This is a genomic window from Paenibacillus sp. J23TS9 (assembly GCF_018403225.1).
In the GTDB taxonomy this organism is placed as follows: Bacteria; Bacillota; Bacilli; order Paenibacillales; family Paenibacillaceae; genus Paenibacillus_AQ.
The window spans coordinates 45,506-66,401 of the sequence record NZ_BOSG01000008.1; the positions used below are offsets into that span (position 1 = coordinate 45,506).

A 20,896-nucleotide genomic window follows, 5' to 3' on the forward strand; every position below is an offset into this window, starting at 1 on the left:
CCTGCGAAATGAACAATAAACAAAAACCTACGGTCTTTGCTCATACATTCATTAAAACACGCGAATTTAGGCCTACCTAAAACACTTTATCATAAGGGTCAATTCGTGTCAACGAAAGAATGACCCTGTTTTCGGCGTGCCGGGATCGCATTTCCCCTAGTCGTTTCAAGCCTTTTTTTCTCTGTTCAAGCTGCCTGCATTCATTTACCAGTATGATTCATTCCTGAGGTGCTTAAACCTTGGCATGTTCCATTGTGAAAAAAAAAGACTCTAAAGTGAGTCTTTTTTGGATCTAAGCGTCTAATTATCACGAACTTCCAAATAACGTTCCAGTTTGCGTTTGACACGCTGCAGTGCGTTATCAATCGATTTCACATGCCTTTTGAGATCAACCGCGATCTCCTGATAGGAGCGGCCATCCAAATACAGCATCAGCACTTTACGTTCCAGGTCACTCAAAATCTCGGACATCTTGTCCTCAAGACCTACAAACTCTTCTTGGTTGATTATTAATTCCTCGGGATCAGAAACCTGAGTACCACAAATCACATCAAGCAGTGTCCGGTCGGAATCTTCATCGTAAATCGGCTTGTCCAAAGATACATAGGAATTCAGCGGAATATGCTTCTGTCTTGTCGCTGTCTTGATCGCCGTAATAATCTGTCTTGTAATACAGAGCTCGGCGAAAGCTTTGAACGAAGACTGCTTGTCCATACGGAAATCACGGATCGATTTGTATAAGCCGATCATGCCTTCCTGAATGATATCCTCTCGGTCCGCACCGATCAAAAAGTAAGACCTGGCTTTGGCGCGCACGAAATTCCGGTACTTGTTAATCAAGAACTCCAGCGCTTCGCTATCGCCTTCACGAAAATATTCGACAACGTCCTCATCTGACTTGTACTCGTAATCCGACAACGATAATTCTTTGAGGTCTACACTCACCAAGAATCCCCCCGGCTGCAACGCAAGGTACCCCGTTACTCTGTGAAATATACGAACAGTATATATGATGGCAGTTGAAACCGTCAACCACGTATTACCTAAAAAAGAACATGAATAACAAAATTGTCAAGAGATTCAAATTTGTAATCTCTTCCATTATTTGTCACTCTCTGCGCCATTTCTCGAATATTTCTCGAAGCTCCGGTTTGAGCTTGCTGTCCAGCGTATTTCGTGTCGATGGGGCATGATCGCTCCTGATGCGGTTTTGTATCGCCTTCTCGCAGTTCTCCACCTCGATCAACAGCTCACGGGCAGAGAGCCGCAGCGCACCGCGTGCAAATATCACATGCTGCTCGATGAAATCGCTGGTAGCTACATATATTTTACGGCTGCGAAGGCTCAGTTCTCCCACAAGCCGCTCTATACATTCATCGGCAGTTTCTTTCTCTTTTGTGAAATAAACCTGTATTTTACTTTGGGCAAAGGCTTTGCCGAGCCCTGGAACCCGATACGCATCGAAGACGGCAATGACTTTGCGGCCTGTGAATGCCTGGTAATCCGCAAGCTTGCCAAGCAGATTATCGCGCGCCTCCTGCATGCTGATTTGCGACAGCTTCGCAAGAGACGGCCAGGCTCCGATCATATTGTAGCCGTCCACCAGAAGCACATCCCGCAAATCCGCCATTTCACGTTAACCTTGATTACGGCGGCGCAATACTTCGTACATCACTACACCGGCTGCCACAGAGGCATTCAGCGAGTTGATCTGTCCGTTCATCGGCAGCTTGATCAAAACATCGCATTTTTCCCGGATAAGCCGCCCCATACCTTTGCCTTCATTGCCAATGACGATGGCTACCGGACCGTCAAAGACGTTGGTTTCATAGATCCCCGCAACAGCCGAAACATCCGTGCCTACGACCCAAACTCCTTTTTCCTTCAAAGAATCAATCGTCTGTCCCAAATTAGTAACCCTTGCTACCGGGACATATTCTGCTGCTCCTGCCGAGGTTTTGGAGACAGTGGCTGTCACCTGCGCCGAGCGGCGTTTTGGAACAATGACTCCGTGCACTCCGGTGCAATCTGCTGTACGCAGAATGGATCCCAGATTGTGAGGATCCTCAATTTCGTCAAGCAGCAGGATAAAAGGCGGCTCGCCCTTATCCTCCGCTACCTTCAGAATGTCCTCTACTTCAGCGTAAGCGTAAGGCGCAACCTGCGCGACTACACCCTGATGCTGCATGTCAGGTGCCATTTGGTCAAGCTTGCGCTTATCGACCTGCTGGATCACAATCCCCAGCTTTTTTGCCTCGATAATAATTGGCTGCGTCAAATGCTTTTGGGCATTTTCAGCAATCCAAATTTTGTTGATGGTACGGCCGGATTTTAGCGCTTCGATAACCGAGTGCTTCCCGCCGATGATTTCTTCATCCATGATATCCTCCAGAAGCTTTATTTTACATGCTGATTTTGTTCTATATATTCAATACCCATTCCAATGAGCTCCTGCATCCGATCGAGCTGCTGCATGTAGTACAGATATCCGATCAGACTTTCAAATGCCGTAGCGTGGCGGTATTCCAGCACGTCGGCATTTTTGGGAATGCTGCCGGATTTGGCATTGCGTCCTTGCCTTACGACGTCCTTTTCCTCATCCGTTAAAACAGGATCAAGGGCTGTCACGATCCGGCTTTGTGCTTTGGCTGACACCATTCCTGTCGCCTGACGGTGAAGCTGATTCGGCTTCAGATTCGGTTTGGAAATCAAGTATTGCCTGACAGCTACTTCATAAATGGCGTCCCCGATGTATGCGAGCACAATCGGCGGAATCAGCCGGGGCTGTCTGGAAGGAGGGTAATTGAACCATCCCGCTTCCGGTGTCAGCCCCTGATTGTCTTGGCCGCTCATTTCCGCCGCCAACGCATGCCCTGCGCCGTATCCTCCAGCACAATTCCCTGCGCACCCAGGAGATCACGGATTTCATCAGCGCGGCTCCAGTTCTTATCCTTACGTGCTTCCATCCGCTCTGCAATGAGGTTCTCAACCTCTTCGTCCAGGAGCTCAGCCTCTTCGCCCGCATACAAACGAAGCACGGCATTCAACTCTTCAAAAGCAGCCAGCATAGCCTTTAATTCTTCCGGGTTCGCCACGGACTCCTGCAGCAGCAAATTGGCTTCATTGACCCATTCGAACATTGCGGTAATGGCATCCGGTGTATTGAAATCGTCATCCATCTTTTCGTAGTACTGCTTCAGAATGCTATCCAGCTTCTGCTTCATTTCATCCCGAACCTGCCCGTGACCATCAGGAGTAACGGTTTTCAAACGGTGCTTCAGGTTGCCGACAGCATTGGCAATACGCTCCACACTGTTCATCGCCTGATCCATCGTTTCCGCGTTGAAGTTAAGCGGGTTACGGTAGTGTGTTGAAAGCATGAAATAGCGGATGGCCTCTTTTTTGAATTCCTTGCGCAGATCTTTAACCAGAATACCATTGCCGAGTGATTTCGACATTTTTTCGTTATTAATTTTGATATAACCGTTATGCATCCAGTAATTAGCCAGCGGTTTGCCTGTCAGCGCTTCGGACTGGGCTACCTCACACTCATGATGCGGGAACTGCAAATCCTGTCCGCCTCCGTGAATATCAATTGTATCCCCCAGATAGCGGCGAGCCATTGCCGAGCATTCAATATGCCAGCCTGGACGTCCGTCTCCCCAAGGGCTGGACCAGTAGATTTCACCCGGTTTGGCTGCTTTCCAGAGCACGAAGTCCTCCGGATTTTCCTTGCGCTCGTCGACGTTGATCCGAATGCCGAACTGCAGTTCATCCAGCTTCTGATGCGAGAGCTTACCGTAATCAGGAAATTTATTCGTCCGGTAAAACACATCGCCGCCTTTTTCATAAGCAAAACCATTCTGCTCCAGCTCCTGAATGAAGGCAATGATATTGTCCATATTCTCGGTTACGCGCGGATTGATTGTCGCCTTGTGAATACCAAGGCCTTCCAAATCCTCAAAGTATGCCTTGATAAACTTGTCAGCTACCTCTGGCACCGTGCTGCTCAACTGCTCTGCCTTGCGGATAAGCTTATCGTCCACGTCCGTGAAGTTAACCACATAGTTAACCTCATTGCCGATTTGTTCAAGATACGTACGGACCACATCAAAAAAGATCATTGGCCGCGCGTTGCCGATATGGATGTAATCATATACGGTAGGCCCGCATACATACATCTTCACCTTTCCAGGTTCCTGCGGCACAAATTCTTCCTTGGCTCGATTCAATGTATTATAAATTTGAAGCGCCATATTCACATTTCCTTTCTTTCTTTAAATGAAAATCCTGAATGTTCCATAACCCAAGTTTTAATCATTATGCTCCCTGCCTGCGGCGGCTTTGATCTGAACCAGCTCGTTGTTTTCGTATTTGATGCTTTCGAGCTCCCCCCGGAGGCGGTCAATTTCCCTCTGCATACCTCGAATCGAATCCACAATCGGGTCGGGCAGCTGGTGGCTGAGGCGATCTACACGACGACCATCCTGCTTGACAATGGTCCCCGGTATGCCTACGACCGTACTGTTGGCAGGCACCTCTTTCAGCACAACCGAGTTAGCACCAATGTTGCTTTGGTCTCCCACCTTAAAAGATCCCAGAACCTTGGCACCGGAAGCGATGACGACATTATTCCCAATCGTCGGGTGGCGTTTCCCCTTTTCCTTGCCGGTACCTCCCAGCGTGACGCCTTGGTAAATCACAACGTCATCACCAATCTCACAGGTTTCCCCTATAACTACGCCCATGCCATGATCGATAAAGAGCCTCCTGCCGATCTTGGCGCCGGGATGGATCTCGATTCCTGTCATGAAACGACTGAACTGTGAAATAATACGCGCCAGTGTGAACCACCGATGTCTGTACAGCTTGTGGGCAATCCGGTGAGCCCAGATGGCGTGCAGTCCTGAATATGTGAATACCACTTCGAACAGTCTTCTGGCGGCCGGATCATTTTCAAATACCGTCTGGACATCCGATCTGATCTGCTTAAACATATCCGTTCCCCTCTTCGTCTCTTCTAATCCCTCGCGTCGCGAAAGATATCTGGTACTACCGGTGGTTTATCTCAAAAGAAAAACTTTATCGGCGTATTTCCACAGAAGACTGACCGCTTGTAACCGAAGTTTTTCTTGTGATAAAAGGCAGCCACGTCTTCAAAGTTATACTATTTAAAGACCAAAAAACGCCTCGGCAGCTTTCGCTGCAGAGGCGTTATACGCGGTTCCACTCTGCTTGAATCCATTTTTATGCATAGGTCTGCGCATAAAGCTGAATTCCTCTCATCTGTCCTGTTAACGGGGGACCTTCCGGCATAGTCTAACGGTTCAATCTGAACCGCTCATCCATGCAGCTCACAGGCGCATTTCCGCAGTCGGCATATGGATAACTTCCAGCCGCATGGAAAGCAGATTCTCCATGAGGTTATCCTCTCTGGCAAATGCCTGGGGTTAAAGCGTACTTCTCCTGTTCGTCGCTGTTGGGCAACATCATCTATTCAGGCCTGCTGCTTAGGGCAGGTTTTTATAGATCTTATTTTGGTAGTAATTATAGCCGAAAATGCATCAGACTGACAAGAAATGTTTTCGCCCATATTCGGGCCTTCTATCCAGTCGTCGTTTCCGCTAGGCTCCTTTAATTTGCGATCTCAAACGTTCGATTACGCGATTCTTGCCAAGCAGATAGATGGTTTCATTCAAATCACGGCCATGCATCTGGCCCGTTAACGCAACACGGATTGGCATAAACAGCTGTTTCCCTTTGAATCCGGTTTCCTTCTGCACTTCTTTGATCAGAACAGCGATTTGAGCAGCTGTATACTCCTCGGATGCCTCAATTTTGTCCAGCAGAGCTTTCAATACGGTTGGTACCTGCTCTTCAGCCAGAACAGGCTGGGCATCATGGTCCACTTCCATATGCGTGCGGAAGAACACATCGGACAAACCGACAATGTCGGAGGCTGCGGTCATTTGCTCCTGGTAAAGAGCGACCAGCTTCCTCGCCCAAACTTCCTGCTCTTCACTGAGCTCCGCCGGCAGACGGCTCGCTTTTTGGAGATGAGGGATAGCCAGCTTGGCAATCCGCTCTGGATCTGCCTGCTTGATGTAGGCGTTATTCAGATGAGCCAGTTTGTTCTGGTCAAACACGGCTGGACTCTTCGACAACCGGTCCGGGTTGAAAATTTTAATCAGCTCTTCTCGGCTGTAAATCTCCTCTTCCCCTTCCGGCGACCAGCCGAGCAGTGCGATAAAGTTAACCAGAGCTTCAGGAAGATAGCCAAGCTGATCATACTGTTCAATGAACTGGATAATGGACTCATCCCGCTTGCTCAGCTTCTTATGGTTTTCGTTCACGATCAATGTCATATGGCCGAAACGAGGCGCTTCCCAGCCCAAGGCTTCATAAATCATCAGCTGGCGGGGAGTATTCGAAATATGATCCTCTCCACGGAGTACATGGGAGATCTTCATCAAATAATCGTCGATAACAACTGCATAGTTATATGTCGGAATGCCGTCTCTTTTCACAATAACAAAGTCGCCTGTGTCCTGAGTATTGAAGGAAATCATGCCTTTAACGATGTCGTCAAACGTATACGTCTTGTCCTCAGGGACGCGGAAACGAATGCTTGCTGTACGTCCTTCTGCTTCAAAGGCCTTACGTTGATCCTCAGTCAAATCACGGTGTTTGCCGGAGTAACGAGGTGTTTCGCCGCGGCCCATTTGCTCCTCGCGTTCCTTCTCCAGCTCCTCTTCCGTGCAGTAGCAGTGGTATGCGAGACCTCTGTCCAGCAAATCCTGCGTATATTTATTATAAATATCAAGGCGCTCCGTTTGACGGTAAGGTCCGTATTCGCCGCCGATATCAATACTTTCATCCCAATCCAGACCAAGCCATTTCAAATACTTCAGCTGGCTCTCTTCACCACCTGCAATGTTGCGCTTCACATCCGTATCCTCAATCCGGATAATGAAATCTCCGCCTTGATTACGGGCATACAAATAGTTAAACAACGCCGTTCTGGCGTTCCCGATATGTAAATGTCCTGTAGGACTAGGTGCGTAACGTACGCGAACTTTATTAGTCATGGTAATCCCCTCCGCTTTTGTGTTATTAAACCAGTCATAATTCTTGCGTGTGACCGCTACGGTTCCCGGATCGTTCTTCCGATCGCTGTTGTCTCCATATTTCCTGATTTAATCTTTTAAAGGGAGAAATATGGAGACAAAGCATATGCTTCCGAAGCGAGCTTTCCTGCGGAAACCTTTTAGCCGACCGCTTCGCTTCTTCAGATCGATTCCGGTCTCCTCCGCTACTTGTGCTGTCACTATTCAATATATTGATTAATAACTCGAATGCCAATCAAAAATCCCTCAAGATGATAGCACATCTTTAACGAGACAGACAACAGACTGCGCCGCAATGCCTTCTCCCCGTCCGGTGAATCCAAGCTGCTCCGTCGTTGTTGCCTTTACGTTCACCTGATCCAGATCTGCATCAAGTGCCTTGGCGATGACTTCGGCCATCTGTGGAATATATGGAGCCATCTTTGGTTTCTGAGCGATAATCGTAGAATCAATATTCCCGAGACGGTAACCCCGCTCCTTCGCCATATCCCAAATATACAGCAGCAGCTTCAGGCTATCCGCATCTTTAAATTCTGGATCGGTATCGGGAAAATGCTTACCGATATCCCCGAGTCCAAGCGCACCCAGAATCGCATCTGTCACCGCATGCAAAAGCACGTCGGCATCCGAATGCCCAAGCAGTCCCTTTTCATAAGGAATCGTAACTCCCCCAATAATACATGGCCTGCCCTCTACAAGCTCATGCACGTCAAACCCTTGTCCTACACGTATCATGGATTTCTCTCTCCCCTGCGTTTTAACATGAATTCGGCATATTCCAAATCTTCCGGCGTCGTGATTTTTATATTCGTATAGCTGCTCTCCACGACAGCTACCGGAATGCCCATTCTTTCCACGAGCATGGAATCATCCGTTCCAATGAAGCCGTCAGCCTCAGCCTGCTCATGCGCCTTCTTCAATGCTGAAAGACGAAAAGCCTGTGGGGTATGAATCGCCCACAGACTCCGGCGGTCGGGTGTTGCTTCGATCATTCCCGACTCACTCACCTGCTTAATCGTATCCTTCACCTTCACCGCGAGCACCGCAGCTCCGGAAAGCTGTGCTTTCCGGCAGCATGCCTCAACATGTTCAGGTTCAATGAACGGGCGTACACCGTCATGTACCATTACCCATTCCGTACCGATCTCCAACAAGCCTTTATATACGGACTGCTGTCTTTCGCTTCCGCCCGATATCACTTTAACCACTTTGCTGAGTCCGTACTCCTTGATCCATCCGGTGCATCGATCTATATCTTCTGCCCCGGTCACCAGAACGATTTCTTGAACCAGCGGCATCCGTTCGAAGACGTCCAATGTATGCATAATAATGGGCTTGTCCTTCAGCAGCAGATACTGCTTGCTTTCGCGGGTTCCCATTCTTGTGCCTCTGCCCGCGGAAACCACGACCACGCCCACACGATTTTCTGTGTCCAAGCTGCGCCCTGCCTCCCAGTAAAAATGTATACCCCCATCATACCCCTTTTACTGGGCTTTTTCCAACAGTTTCGGTTTGGCAAAAATCATCCGTCCCGCGGAAGTCTGGAGCACACTCGTCACCAGGACCTCCATCATACTTCCGATATAGTCACGCCCGCCTTCGACCACAATCATGGTTCCATCATCCAGATAGGCTACTCCCTGCCCATGTTCCTTGCCATCCTTGATCACCTGCACCATAATTTCTTCCCCTGGCAGGACGACCGGCTTGACCGCATTGGCCAGATCATTAATGTTAAGTACCGATACTCCCTGCAGCTCACAAACCTTATTCAGGTTAAAATCATTCGTAACGACTTTGCCCTGAAGTACCTTCGCGAGCTTGACCAGCTTGCTGTCCACCTCCGAAATCTCTTCGAAGTCCCCCTCGTAGATCAGCACTCTGACATCCAGTTCTTTCTGAATTTTGTTTAAAATATCAAGTCCTCTGCGGCCGCGGTTGCGTTTGAGCAAATCCGACGAATCTGCAATATGCTGCAGCTCTTCAAGCACAAATTCTGGAATGACGATCGTACCTTCGATAAAACCTGTCTTGCAGATGTCGGCGATACGGCCATCAATGATCACGCTGGTATCCAAAATTTTATGCTCTTCAATTTTCCGGTCCTCATAGGCATCCCCTTTGCCCCATCTTCCGGATGTCCACAGCGTCGCCAGCTCATCCTTTTTATCCAGACCAACCCGGAATCCCATGTAGCCGCATAGTAGAGTCAGCCCCACAGCTGCGATTTCTCCGGCTTTACCTGCCCAAGCCAAGCTCGGATAGATCAGCAGAGACAGCAGAAGGCCTCCTACCAGACCGGCAGCTCCGGCTGCCAAGTCATTCATTGGCATACCCGCAAACAATTGGATTATGGACTGTACACGGGCAGTTAACGCCTGAGCAGATATGGAACCTATCAACAAAAATAAAATTGCGCCAAGTCCTGCAAACATCAGGCCGCCCCATGCGGAATGATCGATACCTAATTTAGGGAACGTCCATCCGGCTGATTGATGCATGGTATAGCCCAACCATGCACCGCACAGCCCGGCAAATGCCATAATAATTTTTCTCAGCATATGTTCCCACACCTCCTTGATTGTATTAGTTATACATATTTCCTTAGCAGTATGAACCAATTCCAGGCTTCCTAATCCTGCCAGTTCCAAATTTTTCTATACCTTTCTTAAATTTAAGTTCTGGAAGATGTGTCATTTTTGGTTGAAAATGGGCAAATGCCTGGCATATAATTAATTCAATTCTTATGCTAGAGGTGAAAAGGAAAATGAGCGCACCAAGTTTACAGGCTTTTCAGGATCAGGTTTCCGAACTGTTGCTCCGTCACCGCAGTCTATTGGATGTGCTGTCCAAAAACGGACAAAGCAGTGCCTCCGTCAATCGGGCTGTTGCCAAGGCAATAACAGATTGCGGCTGTATCGAACTGCATGCTACCAAGCAGTCCTTTGAATCTGAAGTGGATCTCGAGGAAGCCAAAGAAGTGGCACGGACTCATGTTCGTGGAGAGCTGTGTGAAAACTGCAGGGAAATTATCAGTACCGAGCTGGGGCGTAACATTTTTTATATGTCGGCTCTATGCAACCTGCTCGATATCAACATGGATGAAGTTGTCCAAAAGGAATCGCAAAAATGCTCCACTCTTGGCTTGTTTAATTTGTCATAGACGAAGCCATTCGAATCAACGCTGGATATACAGGAACAAAAAAAGCATTTATTTCACTGCCGCGGCAGGAAATAAATGCTTTTTATTGTTACCTTAAACTGTTCTCTTATGAGTGATCGTTGTACACTTTATGATCCGCGGATTGGTCATGATGACGTCTGCGGGTCAGCTTCTCTACATTTTGTTTCAATCCGTATGCTGCATAAAGCACCAGCGGCACAAAAATAAGTTTGGATATTTGATCCGGAAAAATGACAGCGACAGCAACCGAAGCAACTATAACTACAGGTGCGTACATCACAGCCTTTTTAGGAAGACCTACCTTTTTGAAGTTAGGATATTTAACCGTGCTGACCATTAGATACGACAGGATCAGCATGGCGATGATCATATAAGGGGCCGATATTTCTTTATGAAACAGCGACAGTGTGGCTAGAACGCCTCCTGCAGCCGGTATAGGTAAACCAATAAAATATCCCGGAATTCCGGCGGATTGAACATTAAAACGCGCCAGACGCAGTGCTCCGCAAATCGGGAAAATCGCGGTCACGGTCCAGATCAGTGCGTGAGGCATGCCATGAAAAGAAGTTACATACATGATGAGTGCGGGTGCCACACCAAAAGAGATCACATCCGAGAGAGAGTCCAGTTCCTTGCCGAATTCGCTCTGTGCATTGAGCGCCCGGGCCATCCGGCCGTCCAAACCATCGCAAAGCATCGCAATAATAATCATGATGGCTGCCAAACTTAATTTGTTGTCAAAAGCCAGCATAATTCCTACCATTCCGAGAAACAAGTTACCCAACGTAAACATGTTCGGAATTGATTTCGTAAACATTTCTTCACCTCGGTTTTTTTAGTACCCCCGTATCATCCATTGATTGTATGGCATTTAAATTTGTCTGTCAATGAATACTTGTTCCTGTAAACGTTTCAGACCTTCTTTTATGTTGCGGGCTCTGACTTCTCCAATTCCATCCACTTCATCCAATTCCTCGATGGTTGCCATCATGACATGAGGCAGCTCATCGAAGCGCTCAACCAGGTTGTGGATAATGACATTCGGCAAACGCGGGATTTTGTTCAGAATCCGGTAACCCCTTGGTGCAATAGATTCTTCCGAGGTTGCAGCAGAGAGCGGATATCCCAGAAGACGCATAACGTAGTGAATATCGAGCAGCTCATCATCGGTTGCCCGTTTCAGTCCTGCGATCATCTCACGAATCTTCTCGTCGTTGTCTTCGCGTGCATAATCTTTATACAGCAACCAGGCTTCTTCCTCCATATTGCTGACCAGCTCTTCCATCTGCATGCTGATGAGCCGTCCCTCATTGCCGAGCTCATTGATATAGCGCTTGATCTCCATCTTGATGCGCAGCACCATTTCAACCCGCTGAATCACGTTTACCACTTCCGGCACGGTGACCAGTTCTTCAAACTCGGATGCAGACAGGTTAGTTAACGACTGGTTAAGCACTGCCCGGTACTTTTCAAGGGTTTGAATCGCTTGGTTCGCTTTGGTCAAAATAACGCCAATTTCTTTTAGCGCATATCTGAGCGTCCCCTGATATAAAGTAATAATGTTACGACGCTGGGAAATGGATACCACCAGCTTGCCGGTCTGCTTGGCTACCCGCTCCGCGGTACGGTGACGGATACCGGTTTCGATCGAGGAGATGGAGGAATCAGGAATCAGCTGGGTATTGGCATACAGGATCCTCTTCAGATCCTCACTCAGTATGATGGCCCCGTCCATCTTCGCCAACTCGTATAAATAGTTGGGTGAAAAATCACAGTTGATTGAGAAGCCGCCGTCAACTACCTCCATCACTTCCGGACTATAGCCGACGACAAGCAGCCCTCCGGTTTTGGCCCGCAGCACATTTTCCAAACCGTCACGAAACGGCGTGCCCGGGGCGACCAGCCTAAGCAGGTCATTCATTTTATCCAATTGGCTAGGTTCCTTCATCTCTTTATGCCCCCTAATCTAACGCGACCGCTAGTGCATCTGCCACGGTATTGATACCAATAATTTCAATTCCTTTGGGATGCTTCCAGCCTTTTAAGCTTCTCTCCGGCATGATAATCCGCTTAAAGCCGAGCTTCTCGGCTTCTTTCACCCGCTGCTCTGCGCGTGAAACTGCTCTGACCTCTCCGGTCAGGCCTACCTCCCCGAACATCACATCAAATGGCTTTGTCGGAATATCTCGAAAGCTGGAGGCTATGCTGACAGCAATCGCCAAATCAACCGCCGGCTCATCCAGCTTCACACCACCCGCCACATTCAGGTAAGCATCCTGATTTTGCAAGAACATTCCCATCCGCTTCTCCAGCACCGCAATAATAAGTCCCATCCTGTGATGGTCCACACCTGTGCACATTCGCCGCGGAGACGGGAAGTGTGTGGAGGAAATCAATGCCTGAAGCTCAACCAGGACAGGCCGGGTACCTTCCATACTGGCGACAACCGTCGAACCTGCAACCCCCAGCGGACGTTCGGATAAAAATAACTCCGAAGGATTCTCCACTTCGACAAGGCCGGATTCATTCATTTCGAAAATTCCGATTTCGTTGGTTGACCCAAAGCGGTTCTTCACTGCCCGTAAAAGTCGGTAGGTATGATGCCGTTCCCCTTCAAAATACAATACACAGTCAACCATATGTTCAAGCAGTCTCGGGCCCGCAATGGCTCCTTCCTTCGTAACATGCCCTACGAGCACAGTTGCAATGCCAAGCCCTTTGGCCACGCGCATAAAACGGGCCGTACATTCTCTAACCTGAGCCACGCTCCCGGGAGCACTGGTCACTTCCGGAATATAGACGGTTTGGATGGAGTCAATAACAAGAAACTGCGGTTGAATGCTGTTAATCGCTTCTTCAACGAGATCCATATTGGTCTCACACAATACATACAGCTCCGGAGATAGAGCCCCCAGACGGTCCGCGCGAAGCTTCGTCTGGCGCACTGATTCCTCCCCAGATACATAGAGAACGCGCAAACCCGAATGTGCTAAAGCATGAGAGGTTTGCAGCAGCAGCGTAGACTTACCGATACCTGGATCCCCGCCAACCAAAATCAGCGACCCTGGAACGATACCTCCGCCTAGTACGCGGTTCAACTCACCGATCCCTGTCTGCACACGCGCTTCGTTGCTACTTTCTATATTTATGATCGAAAGCGCCTTTTCTTTACTATGAAACAGCGGAGAATTCATTCCCTGTGTTTTAATAACGCTTTCTGTTTCTTCGATCATCGTATTCCAAGCCTGACAACCCGGACATTTACCATACCATTTAGCAGCCTCATAGCCGCATTCGGTACAGTTGAATTTTGTTTTTATTTTAGCCATGATCTCTCCTTTTGGCGATATGGAAATTTGTCTAATTTTGTCGATCACTCAGAAAATTGGCATTATTTTAATTTTACCATTTAATAAGATTTATCGTAAAGTATTTGCGAAAAGTTTACATAAACATAAAAGGGATTGACCCGCAGCTTATGTCAAAGCAGCGAGGCAATCCCTTATTAAAATCTGTTTGCTTTAACGTTAGAATCAGGAGTTGGCTGAAACGTTGTCGTTTTTCTTCACTGTCAATTCGCCATTTTCCTCATCGATTACAAGCGAATCACCTTTGACAACATTGCCGGTCAGAAGCTCTTCGGACAAACGGTCCTCGATATGCTTCTGAATCGCACGACGGAGCGGACGGGCTCCAAATGCAGGATCATACCCTTCCTTGGCCAGGAATGCCTTGCCCTTCTCCGTGAGTATGAAGTCTACATCATATTCACGCAGGCGTTTACGCAGCTCGTCGGACATCAGCGTTACGATCTCCGCGATATGCTTCTCTTCCAGCGAGTGGAAGACGATGATTTCGTCGATCCGGTTCAGGAACTCTGGACGGAAGCTCTTCTTCAGCTCGCCCATGACCTTATCCTTCATGTTGTTATAATCGGCGCCTGCATCAGCCAACGCGGTAAAGCCCATGGTGGAATTCTTTTTGATCGCATCTGCTCCCACGTTCGAAGTCAGGATAATCAGCGTGTTACGGAAATCGACGACACGTCCCTTGGAGTCGGTCAGACGTCCATCTTCAAGGACCTGCAGCAGGATATTGAATACTTCCGGATGTGCTTTTTCAATCTCATCCAGAAGGACAACAGAGTATGGCTTGCGGCGTACTTTCTCCGTCAGCTGCCCGCCTTCCTCATAACCCACATATCCTGGAGGCGCTCCGACAAGTCTGGACGTGGAGTGCTTCTCCATATACTCGGACATATCAATGCGGATGACTGCATTTTCGTCGCCGAACATAGCTTCTGCCAATGCGCGGGCCAGCTCGGTTTTACCAACACCCGTAGGTCCCAGGAAGATAAACGAACCAATCGGACGCTTCGGATCCTTCAGACCGGCACGTGAACGACGTACAGCACGGCTGACGGCCTTGACGGCCTCTTCCTGGCCAATTACACGCTCATGCAGAATGGACTCCATGTTGAGCAGACGCTCGGTTTCCTCTTCCTTGAGCTTGCGTACCGGGATACCAGTCCAGCTGGCTACCACCTGTGCAATATCTTCTGGTGTAACTTCGGAATCGGTACGGCCCTGTTTTTCTTTCCACTGATTCTTCGTAATTTCGAGCTCTTCACGAATCTTCTGCTCGGTATCACGTAGCGCAGCCGCTTTTTCAAATTCCTGGCTTTGGACAGCGGAATCCTTTTCCTTGCGGATGTCTTCGAGACGGCTCTCCAGCTCTTTCAGGTTTGGCGGTATCGTATAAGTATGAAGCCTTACTTTGGAGCCGGCCTCGTCAATCAGGTCAATCGCTTTATCCGGCAGGAACCGGTCAGGAATATAGCGGTCGGACAGCTTAACAGCCTCGACGATCGCTTCATCTGTAATTTTCACGCGGTGATGCGCTTCATAACGGTCACGCAGGCCAAACAGAATCTGAATCGCTTCTTCCGGAGAAGGCTGATCCACCGTGATTGGCTGGAAACGGCGTTCCAAAGCGGCATCCTTCTCAATGTATTTACGGTACTCATCCAGCGTTGTGGCACCGATGCATTGCAGTTCTCCACGGGCCAAAGAAGGCTTCAGGATATTAGAGGCATCAATCGCACCTTCAGCGCCGCCTGCACCGATCAATGTATGAAGCTCATCGATAAACAGCACGATATTTCCGGCTTGGCGGATTTCATCCATAATCTTTTTAAGACGGTCCTCGAATTCACCGCGGTACTTGGTACCTGCGACAACCGAACCCATATCCAGCGTCATAACGCGTTTGTCACGAAGCGTTTCCGGAATTTCATTGTTAATGATTTTTTGGGCAAGCCCTTCTGCGATCGCCGTTTTACCTACGCCCGGCTCACCGATCAGAACCGGGTTGTTCTTCGTCCGGCGGCTAAGCACCTGGATGACACGTTCAATTTCATTGCTTCGTCCGATCACCGGATCGAGGTTGCCTTCCTTAGCGGCTGCCGTCAGGTCACGGGCCAGACTATCCAGTGTTGGGGTGCTGACATTCGCCTGAGAGCCATGATGGCTTGATACGGCCTCACTGCTGCCCAGCAGCTGCAGTACCTGCTGACGTGCCTTGTTCAGGCTGATGCCAAGATTGTTGAGCACACGTGCGGCTACACCTTCACCTTCACGGATCAGGCCGAGCAGAATATGCTCTGTGCCCACATACGTATGACCCAGCTTACGGGCTTCATCCATAGACAATTCAATGACTTTTTTGGCGCGCGGAGTATAGGCGATATTGGTCGGCTGCTCCTGTCCTCTGCCGATGAGTGTCTCCACTTCATCCTGGATCTTTTCAAGTCCGAGTCCAAGACCGATCAATGCTTTAGCAGCAATGCCGTCACCCTCGCGAATCAGTCCAAGCAAAATATGCTCTGTACCGATGTTGTTATGTCCCAAACGAACGGCTTCCTCTTGAGCGAGTGCCAGCACTTTCTGAGCGCGTTCCGTAAATCTTCCGAACATCATTCTCCTGCACCTCCATGAGTTTGAAATCTTATTTAGAAATAAAACGGAATATCGTTATTCATTAATGTAATGCTTTCGCTTAGGCTTTCGCCAGGGTCTCACGAATCAACCTTGCCCGGTAAATATCTCGTTCCTCGCTGTTCATGTCATGACCGAATTTTTTTTGCAAAAAACCGGGCTGTGTCATCACATTCAGCTCATTCATTACCGGAATGGAAGGTCCCTCCACAATACCGAGATCAACGCCTAAACGTACATCGGACAGCCTTTGCCCAGCTTCCTTGGAATCCATCACTTCTGCGTACGACAAAATGCCGTAAGACCGTTTGATCCGGTCCGTAATACGGAGACGTGAATCATTCATAAGCCGGGTACGGGCATTCTTCTCGTGCTCGATAATTTGCAGTACTACGCTGTGCAGATTATCTATGATCTCATTTTCACTCTGCCCAAGCGTAATCTGGTTGGAGATCTGAAACAGGTTTCCTACTGCTTCGCTGCCTTCCCCGTAAATTCCTCTAACGGTTAGGCCAACCTGGGAAACAGCGGATAAAATCCGGTTAATCTGCTGTGTCATCACCAGAGCCGGAAGATGCATCATTACAGACGCCCGGAGCCCCGTTCCTACATTGGTGGGACAGCTGGTTAGATATCCGCGTTTGTCGTCAAACGCATAATCCACCTCGGCCTCAAAAAGATCGTCGATGGATGTCGCCTTTTCCCACGCTTCACGGACCTGAAAACCCGGATACAGACATTGAATGCGAAGATGGTCCTCTTCGTTAATCATGATACTGATAGATTCGTCTTCACTGATCATCACGGCCCCGTTTTGAGACTCATTCGCCAGGCTGGGACTGATCAAATGCTTCTCTACCAGAACCTTTTTATCAATCGGCTCGATTTCATCCAGCTCGATGGTGTAGAACGTTCCTAAAGACTTGATATCCTGTTCCTCGGGCACTTTGGCCAGAAGATTCAGCACTTCCTCCGATTGCTGGCGTGTCGCCAAAAGGGGAAACGGCAAGTGCTGCAGGTTCCGCGCTATGCGTACCCGGCTGCTGATGACGATATCGGAATCGCTTCCCGTACCAAGCATCCACTCACTCAGCGCTTTCTCGGTAAACCGGAGATTGGGCATCACGCATTCCTCCTCGCTTTAAGCGAACTTTACTGTCCTGCCATTTCTTTTTCAAGTGTTCTGATCTGGTCTCTAAGCTGGGCAGCTTCTTCAAATTCCTCCTGCTGAATACACTGCTGCAGTTCGAGCTTAAGATCATCGATTTTGCGTTTTAATTGGATCCGTCCGCCGCTTCTCTTCGGCACTTTGCCGACATGCACCGTATTCCCGTGCACTCTCTTGAAGAGAGGATCCAGGCGGTCGCCAAAATATTTATAACAGGAGCTGCAGCCGAACCGGCCTATTTTGCTAAATTGCGAATACGTCATTCCGCATTCTTCACATCGCAGGGATTGTGGCGCTTTGACGCTACTACTTGCCGTCCCTTTTCCCGCGGTTTCAAAATCAAGCAGTCCTGATAATAGGCTGTGTATAGAGAATCCTCCCGAGGTGCCAGGAATCATTTCCCCTTTTTCCCTCGCACAGGTTTCACAAATGTGGAACTCATTTTTCTCACCGTTTACAATTTTAGTGAAATGCAGCGTTGCGGGTCTCTTTCCGCATTCTTGACAAAGCATATCGAGTACCTCCTATTCTCTGTAGACTCATTTGCCTAGCAAAGAAATCAGCATCGCTTTCATTATCCTTGCACGTATCTCATCCCTAAAGGGAAGTTTGACCAATAGGATCTCTCTGGATATGGCAGCCCGCATCATGCACGCTTCCCGTTTACTCAAAAACCGGGCTTCCTCCAACTGGTAAATCAGCCCTTCTGCGACGGTTTGATCAATCGTACTGCCAATCGTCGTATGTAGATGAGTATGGAGCGCCGAATGTTGCGGAAGCTCAATACGTTGAATCCGGATATAACCGCCGCCTCCGCGCTTGCTTTCCACGAGATAGCCCTTCTCCAGCGTAAATCTTGTGCTTATCACATAATTGATCTGGGAGGGTACACAGGAAAAATGGTCCGCCAGATCATTACGCTGTATTTCGATCAATCCTTCGGGACTTTCATGCAAAATACCCTTCAGATATTGTTCAATAATATCAGAGATATTACGCATCATTCATCCTCCACTTGTAATGCTGTCGAAAGCCAATAATTTCTCCATTCCAACACCAGCTTCAAGGATCATTCACATAATTAAAAAATTACCCAAAGATCCAAAGCGCGAACCGGATACAAGAGAATACAAACATGGGCCGCCGGTATCCCCGCAGCTTCTGCTTTATTATTGTAACATCAGGCAATTCAGATCATACATAAACATCATTTATTCACAGACTATTCCATGTTTGATCAACAACTGACTTTGACTTTCTTTGACTATATTATAACATATTCTCACGTTTTGCCAAGGGGGCAGCTGTATTTATATCATTTTTGACCTATTTGTCCGATTTCATCCCTTTTATTAGAAATAACTCCCCCGCCATTTCTGTGCAGGAGAGTTATGTATATTATTAATATTTCAAAAATAGTCAAGCAAAAACGTTTGACCAACGGGAATAGCTTGCTCCAATCTGGTTATGGCTTCAGCCTCTCCGTTCAATCTTCCCAATTTCCACAATTCCATTGGCCGCTTATAGCCTAACATCATAGCAGCGAGCGTCTGGATATCGCACTGAATTTGTGTATTCTCATCTGAAGCTGTCTTTGTTGCAGAAGCTTTTCCTTCTGCTGAAAGTGTCCACTGCCAATTCCCCTCATTCCATGGGGCATGTGGATCTTTAATTTGTACCGTCCAGGATTGTTCCTCTCCGCTGCCTTGGAAAGCAAATTCCTGTACAAATCCTGCTGCATTTACAATCCGGGCCATACCAAAAGGCGAAAGCTCCTGCGTAATCCTTGGATCTGCAAGCATATACGTTAGGCCGTCATTGGCAGGCATTTGGGCTAAAACGGTTTGGGTTACCATCGAGTCATGATTGCATATGAAGGTCCATAATGCCCGTCTGGATTCTTCATTCAGCCAAACAAACTCTTCAACCAAAAGCTCTTTTTTCTCGGCTTTATATAGTAGGTATCCTTGCGGCTCTCCCGAAGGGGAATAATACACGGCTGTGTGTCCCTCATCATCCAGAATGGAATGCTTCCACCTTTCCTCGCTACGGACCATCATACCGTTAAAACCGCTTGCATAAGCCTCGTATACCTGATTTAAGATGGCTATATCCGTAATATCTCGCCGCACAGTTCCATCCGTCATTTCCTTGGCAGGCAGCTTGTCGGTTGGAATAACATACTTTTTATAATCACTGAACATTTCCCAGCCATACTTGCGGTAGAAAGGAAAAGAAAAAGGATGCAGTAAGGAGAGCAGCTTACCCGATTCATTCATCACCTTCAGTGAGTGCGTAAGAAGCTGATTGACCAGTCCTTGCCGGCGGTATTCCGGCCATGTTGCCACGCCGCCAATCCCTGCCATCGGTATTTTCCTGCCATACACAAAGATATCAACAGGCAGCAGCACCAACTTCGCACTCAGCTCCCCTTCTTCACCAAAAATCCCCCATGTATTTTCAGGACTGAATCTCTTTCTTGCGTTTTCCTTGTCCTCTGCCGACATCCGGTATTGGAAAGCGTATTCACCCAATCTAATCATGGCATCAAAATCTTCAGCCTTCAGTGTTCTGATCTCCATCCCATTCACCTCACCTATGTATTGGAAAGAGCCGTTGATTTTCAATAAAGCAGTTTATTGCTTCACATCAAACGGATTACAAGTCGAGTATGGCAAACGGTTATGGCAAAGTCAATGAATTACCCACAAGCTGAGCGTATTCTAAAAATAAAAAAGTTGATGAAATGCATATTTTACACAGCAACCTGTGAATCATGGGGATGAAATTGTGAATTTGTGGACGGTTTTTTGAAAATGGCGAAGAAACGCGACAACGGGGCTATCTTTCTGTGTACAAGTGAAGGAAAACAGATGAGGGGTCTTTATTTCTGTGGATGAGAAGTAATTCCCGAAAATTAATCCACAGCTTACTTGAGGTCAATTACGAATAAAGAAACCACTGTCGATTGTTATCAACAGTGGTTCTTCGCTTGGCGGCATCCTACTCTCCCAGGACCCTTCGGTCCAAGTACCATCGGCGCTGGAGGGCTTAACGGTCGTGTTCGGGATGGGTACGTGTGGAACCCCTCCGCCATCGCCACCAAACAGGTTCTTTCGAGGCTTTCTGCTCTCGAATGTAAAAGCGAACTTTTATATAATACAACAGGTTTGCTGTTGTGTAAAGGAAGAATTTTGTAGGCTATTTCACTCTGTTTTCTAACCATGGTTTAGATATCCACATTGGGGATAACGCACAAAAAAACCACCGTCGATTGTTATCAACAGTGGTTCTTTGCTTGGCGGCATCCTACTCTCCCAGGACCCTTCGGTCCAAGTACCATCGGCGCTGGAGGGCTTAACGGTCGTGTTCGGGATGGGTACGCGTGGAACCCCTCCGCCATCGCCACCAAACAGGATTT

Annotated in this window: 19 protein-coding genes and 2 rRNA genes; 1 reads left to right on the top strand and 20 read right to left on the bottom strand. The window is 48.2% G+C overall.

Annotated features, from left to right (window positions below):
• Positions 1-300 precede the first annotated feature (300 nt).
• From sigH to KJS65_RS28435, 10 genes are all read right to left on the bottom strand, one after another.
• Positions 301-945, bottom strand: coding sequence for an RNA polymerase sporulation sigma factor SigH (sigH, locus tag KJS65_RS28390; RefSeq protein ID WP_136609095.1), 645 nt, complete (start codon positions 943-945; stop codon positions 301-303).
• Between the two features lie 163 nt (positions 946-1,108).
• Positions 1,109-1,630 (bottom strand): NYN domain-containing protein, encoded by a 522-nt coding sequence (locus tag KJS65_RS28395; protein WP_213653149.1) that lies wholly within the window; start codon positions 1,628-1,630, stop codon positions 1,109-1,111.
• Positions 1,631-1,636: 6 nt separating this feature from the next.
• Positions 1,637-2,380: a 23S rRNA (guanosine(2251)-2'-O)-methyltransferase RlmB gene (gene rlmB, locus KJS65_RS28400; protein WP_213653150.1), complete on the bottom strand. Its 744-nt coding sequence runs from the start codon at positions 2,378-2,380 to the stop codon at positions 1,637-1,639.
• A 17-nt stretch (positions 2,381-2,397) separates the two neighbouring features.
• Complete coding sequence (locus KJS65_RS28405) at positions 2,398-2,853, bottom strand: Mini-ribonuclease 3 (protein ID WP_213653163.1); 456 nt, start codon at positions 2,851-2,853, stop codon at positions 2,398-2,400.
• Complete coding sequence (gene cysS / locus KJS65_RS28410; protein ID WP_213653151.1) at positions 2,850-4,256, bottom strand: cysteine--tRNA ligase; 1,407 nt, start codon at positions 4,254-4,256, stop codon at positions 2,850-2,852. The genes KJS65_RS28405 and cysS overlap by 4 nt, the downstream gene beginning before the upstream one ends.
• A 57-nt stretch (positions 4,257-4,313) precedes the next feature.
• The gene (gene cysE, locus KJS65_RS28415) at positions 4,314-4,997 is read right to left on the bottom strand and encodes a serine O-acetyltransferase (protein ID WP_213653152.1); all 684 of its coding nucleotides are present in this window, start codon (positions 4,995-4,997) and stop codon (positions 4,314-4,316) included.
• A gap of 627 nt (positions 4,998-5,624) precedes the next feature.
• Positions 5,625-7,088, bottom strand: a complete 1,464-nt coding sequence (gene gltX / locus KJS65_RS28420; protein ID WP_213653153.1) for a glutamate--tRNA ligase — start codon at positions 7,086-7,088, stop codon at positions 5,625-5,627.
• A 285-nt stretch (positions 7,089-7,373) separates the two neighbouring features.
• Positions 7,374-7,862, bottom strand: coding sequence for a 2-C-methyl-D-erythritol 2,4-cyclodiphosphate synthase (gene ispF / locus KJS65_RS28425; RefSeq protein ID WP_213653154.1), 489 nt, complete (start codon positions 7,860-7,862; stop codon positions 7,374-7,376).
• Entirely contained in the window at positions 7,859-8,563 is a 705-nt protein-coding gene (ispD, locus tag KJS65_RS28430) for a 2-C-methyl-D-erythritol 4-phosphate cytidylyltransferase (protein WP_280531364.1), read from the bottom strand. The genes ispF and ispD overlap by 4 nt, the downstream gene beginning before the upstream one ends.
• A gap of 48 nt (positions 8,564-8,611) precedes the next feature.
• Entirely contained in the window at positions 8,612-9,688 is a 1,077-nt protein-coding gene (locus KJS65_RS28435; protein WP_213653155.1) for a PIN/TRAM domain-containing protein, read from the bottom strand.
• A 206-nt stretch (positions 9,689-9,894) separates the two neighbouring features.
• Between KJS65_RS28435 and KJS65_RS28440 the strand changes: the two genes are divergently transcribed.
• Positions 9,895-10,290 (top strand): nucleoside triphosphate pyrophosphohydrolase family protein, encoded by a 396-nt coding sequence (locus KJS65_RS28440; RefSeq protein ID WP_136609086.1) that lies wholly within the window; start codon positions 9,895-9,897, stop codon positions 10,288-10,290.
• Between the two features lie 106 nt (positions 10,291-10,396).
• On the opposite strand, the gene pssA is transcribed toward KJS65_RS28440, so the two are convergent.
• From pssA to rrf (KJS65_RS28490), 10 genes are all read right to left on the bottom strand, one after another.
• A complete protein-coding gene (pssA, locus tag KJS65_RS28445; protein WP_213653156.1) occupies positions 10,397-11,128 on the bottom strand; it encodes a CDP-diacylglycerol--serine O-phosphatidyltransferase in 732 nt (243 codons plus the stop codon).
• 54 nt (positions 11,129-11,182) lie between these two features.
• On the bottom strand, positions 11,183-12,259 hold the full coding sequence (gene disA / locus KJS65_RS28450; protein WP_213653157.1) for a DNA integrity scanning diadenylate cyclase DisA: 1,077 nt from the start codon (positions 12,257-12,259) through the stop codon (positions 11,183-11,185).
• Positions 12,260-12,272: 13 nt separating this feature from the next.
• Positions 12,273-13,640 (bottom strand): DNA repair protein RadA, encoded by a 1,368-nt coding sequence (gene radA, locus KJS65_RS28455; protein WP_213653158.1) that lies wholly within the window; start codon positions 13,638-13,640, stop codon positions 12,273-12,275.
• Positions 13,641-13,844: 204 nt separating this feature from the next.
• Positions 13,845-16,289: an ATP-dependent protease ATP-binding subunit ClpC gene (gene clpC / locus KJS65_RS28460; protein ID WP_213653159.1), complete on the bottom strand. Its 2,445-nt coding sequence runs from the start codon at positions 16,287-16,289 to the stop codon at positions 13,845-13,847.
• A gap of 79 nt (positions 16,290-16,368) precedes the next feature.
• Positions 16,369-17,430 carry a protein-arginine kinase McsB gene (gene mcsB / locus KJS65_RS28465; RefSeq protein ID WP_213653160.1) on the bottom strand — a complete coding sequence of 354 codons (1,062 nt, stop codon included), beginning with the start codon at positions 17,428-17,430 and terminating at the stop codon, positions 16,369-16,371.
• A 29-nt stretch (positions 17,431-17,459) separates the two neighbouring features.
• Entirely contained in the window at positions 17,460-17,987 is a 528-nt protein-coding gene (gene mcsA / locus KJS65_RS28470) for a protein-arginine kinase activator protein McsA (protein ID WP_213653161.1), read from the bottom strand.
• Positions 17,988-18,014: 27 nt separating this feature from the next.
• On the bottom strand, positions 18,015-18,476 hold the full coding sequence (locus KJS65_RS28475) for a CtsR family transcriptional regulator (RefSeq protein ID WP_213653165.1): 462 nt from the start codon (positions 18,474-18,476) through the stop codon (positions 18,015-18,017).
• Between the two features lie 408 nt (positions 18,477-18,884).
• Positions 18,885-20,057, bottom strand: a complete 1,173-nt coding sequence (locus KJS65_RS28480; RefSeq protein ID WP_213653162.1) for a GNAT family N-acetyltransferase — start codon at positions 20,055-20,057, stop codon at positions 18,885-18,887.
• A 408-nt stretch (positions 20,058-20,465) separates the two neighbouring features.
• A 5S ribosomal RNA gene (gene rrf / locus KJS65_RS28485) occupies positions 20,466-20,582 on the bottom strand.
• 189 nt (positions 20,583-20,771) lie between these two features.
• Positions 20,772-20,888, bottom strand: a 5S ribosomal RNA gene (gene rrf / locus KJS65_RS28490).
• Between the last annotated feature and the right edge of the window lie 8 nt (positions 20,889-20,896).